Here is a 2,695-nt window from a genome sequence, read left to right as displayed (position 1 = left end):
GCCGCCGTCCGGCGCGCGGGCTTCCGGGGCGGGCCCTGACGCGCAGGCCCGTGCTGCCCTCAGTCGTGGGCTCCCGGGGCGGGCCGTTGTCCGCCGGGCGGGCTCCCGGGGCGGCCCTTGACGCGCAGGTCCGTGCTGCCCTCAGTCGCGCGTCCGGGGCATGATCAGCGGCCAGTCGCGCTCGATGGACGCCTCGCGGCCCTGGCGGCGCAGGTACTTCTCGAAGTCCTCCGCCCACTCCCGGTGCGCCCTGGCCTGGTAGCCGGTCAGCGAGGCGGCGTCGTGATCCTCCAGCTCGGGGAACTTCCGCGCGATCCCCGCCAGCACGTTGAGGGTCATCGCTACGTCCACCTCGGCGGTGTGTGCGTCCGGCGACGCCTCCACCCCGTACACGGGGGCCATGTCCGTCAGCGTCTTCTTCCCCTTGCGGAAGCGGTCGAGCTTGCGGTCGAGCACCAGCGGGTCCACGACCAGCATCGGCTCCCCGTCGAGGCGCTCCGCGAAGGTGGCCAGCCCATGGCGGGAGAGCTCGCGGTCCACCAGGGTGATGTCGTAGGAGGCGTTGAAGGCGACCACGGGGAAGCCCCGGAACCAGTGCTCGGTCAGGCACCCGGCCACCTCCTCGAGGACCTCCTCGACCGGGCGGCCGTGCTCGCGCGCGTACTCCGTCGTGATGCCGTGGACGGCGCTCGCCTGCTCGGGGATCTCCACGCCGGGGTCGGCCAGCCACGTGGCCACCTGGTCGTCGCGCCCCTCGACGCGGAGCACGAGCGCCGCCGTCACGAGGCGGTCCTTGAAGGGCGACGTCCCCGTCGTCTCAGTGTCGAAGCCCAACCACGGGTCGCTGGTCCAGGTCATTGTGTCCTCCTTGCCTTCCCCTCCAGTGTCGCAGCGACCATACGCGCCTGCGTCGCCCGCCGCCACTCGCGCGCCCGCTCCCGGACCCCGCGGATGCGCGCGGGTAGAATCGGAGAATGAGTCACGAAGTGGAGATCGGACGGGGCAAACGGGGCCGCCGCGCCTACACGCTCGACGACGTCGCGCTGGTCCCCTCGCGGCGCACCCGGGACCCCGAGGACGTCAACGTCGGATGGCAGATCGACGCGTACCACGTGGATATCCCCCTGATGGCCGCGCCCATGGACTCGGTGATGAGCCCCGCCACGGCCATCCGCTTCGGGCGCCTGGGCGGCATCGGGGTCCTGGACCTGGACGGCCTGTGGACCCGGTACGAGGATCCCGAACCGATCCTCGCCGAGATCGCGCGCCTGGGGGCGGACGAGTCGATCGCGCGGCTCCAGCAGATCTACTCCGAGCCGATCAAACCGTCGCTCATCACCGCGCGCCTGCGGCAACTGCGCGAGGCGGGGGTGGTGGTCGCGGCGAAGCTCTCGCCCCAGCGGACCAAGAAGTACTGGCGGTACGTGGTGGATGCGGGGGTGGACCTGTTCATCATACGGGGGTCCACGGTGTCGGCGGAGCACGTGTCCAGCCACCACGAGCCCCTCAACCTCAAGCGCTTCATCTACGAGCTCGACGTCCCCGTCATCGTGGGCGGCGTGTGCACGGACACCGCGGCCCTCCACCTCATGCGCACTGGGGCCGCGGGGGTCCTGGTCGGTTTCGGCGGGGGAGCGGCGCACTCGACGCGGCGGTCCCTGGGGGTCCACGCGCCGATGGCGACCGCTATCGCGGATGTGGCGGCCGCCCGGCGCGACTACATGGACGAGTCCGGCGGGCGCTACGTGCACGTCATCGCGGACGGGGGGATCGGGCGCTCGGGCGACCTGTCGCGCGCTATCGCCTGCGGGGCGGACGCCGTGATGCTGGGCGCCGCGCTGGCCAGGGCGGAGGAGGCCCCGGGGCGGGGCTGGCACTGGGGATCCGAGGCGACCCACCCCGATATGCCGCGCGGCCAGCGCGTGCACGTGGGGACCACGGGCACACTCGAGCAGATCCTCTACGGCCCCTCGACTAGGGCGGACGGGTCGTTGAACTTCGTGGGGGCGCTCAAGCGGACGATGGCCTCCACGGGGTACTCCGAGGTCAAGGACCTGCAGAAGGCGCAGGTGGTGGTCAGCCCCTACTCCGCCCAGTGATCTTTCCGCTGGCGGTGGGTTCCGGCGCCTTCCAGCGGTCTTTCCATTCCGCAGGAGCGGTGTCCCGCGCAGTGGCGCAACCCGGGTGGTTGCGGGCGGCGCGAGCTTCGGCGCGGAAGGCACCCGTTGCCGGGGCCGCGGCCGCCGGGCCGTGTGCCCACCGCCGGGCCGTGGGCACTGGGGTTCGGGCTGTATATCCGCCCGGCGGGGCCATAGATGTTGTCTATACTCCCGCGGCTCGGGAACACGCCCGCCCGGCGGGGCGGGTGGGTTCGTGGGAGCTGGGTAAGAGTTCTGAGTCGGGTTCCCTCTTCTTCGTGTCCAGTCCGGTGGTCGTCGGGTCGTGTGTTCGCCCGGTGGGGCCATAGACGTTGTTTATACCCCTGCGGCTCGGGGACACGCAGGTCGGGGGAATGGAGCCGTCCTGGGGGCGGGCTCGCGGGTTGGGGTTGTGGGTCGGGTCCCCTCCTCTCTTCGCGTGGTGCGCGGGGTCCTGTTGGGCCCGGTGGGTCGGGTCCTCCTCCCTATTCCTTACCCGCCTGGTGGGCGTGTTGCTGGGTCCGTGTCGGGCTGGCCCGCGGGCCCGCCGTGCGGGG

2 protein-coding genes are annotated in these 2,695 nt (G+C 72.0%); one reads left to right on the top strand and one right to left on the bottom strand.

Annotated elements, in window-relative coordinates:
* Window positions 1–141: 141 nt before the first annotated feature.
* The gene (locus BH719_RS04200) at window positions 142–858 is read right to left on the bottom strand and encodes an exonuclease domain-containing protein (protein ID WP_009743517.1); all 717 of its coding nucleotides are present in this window, start codon (window positions 856–858) and stop codon (window positions 142–144) included.
* 116 nt (window positions 859–974) lie between these two features.
* On the opposite strand from BH719_RS04200, the gene BH719_RS04195 reads away from it, so the two are divergent.
* Window positions 975–2,099: a GuaB3 family IMP dehydrogenase-related protein gene (locus BH719_RS04195; RefSeq protein WP_009743516.1), complete on the top strand. Its 1,125-nt coding sequence runs from the start codon at window positions 975–977 to the stop codon at window positions 2,097–2,099.
* Window positions 2,100–2,695: the final 596 nt, after the last annotated feature.

This window comes from Pauljensenia hongkongensis, assembly GCF_001746855.1.
Taxonomy (GTDB): Bacteria; Actinomycetota; Actinomycetes; order Actinomycetales; family Actinomycetaceae; genus Pauljensenia; species Pauljensenia hongkongensis.
Note: the sequence above shows the minus strand (reverse complement) of the source record. Positions and strands in the feature narration are given on the sequence as shown.

Coding starts and splice junctions, on each gene's coding strand:
- BH719_RS04200 (WP_009743517.1), bottom strand. CDS start 858: ATGACCTGGACCAGCGACCCGTGGTTGGGCTTCGACACTGAGACGACG.
- BH719_RS04195 (WP_009743516.1), top strand. CDS start 975: ATGAGTCACGAAGTGGAGATCGGACGGGGCAAACGGGGCCGCCGCGCC.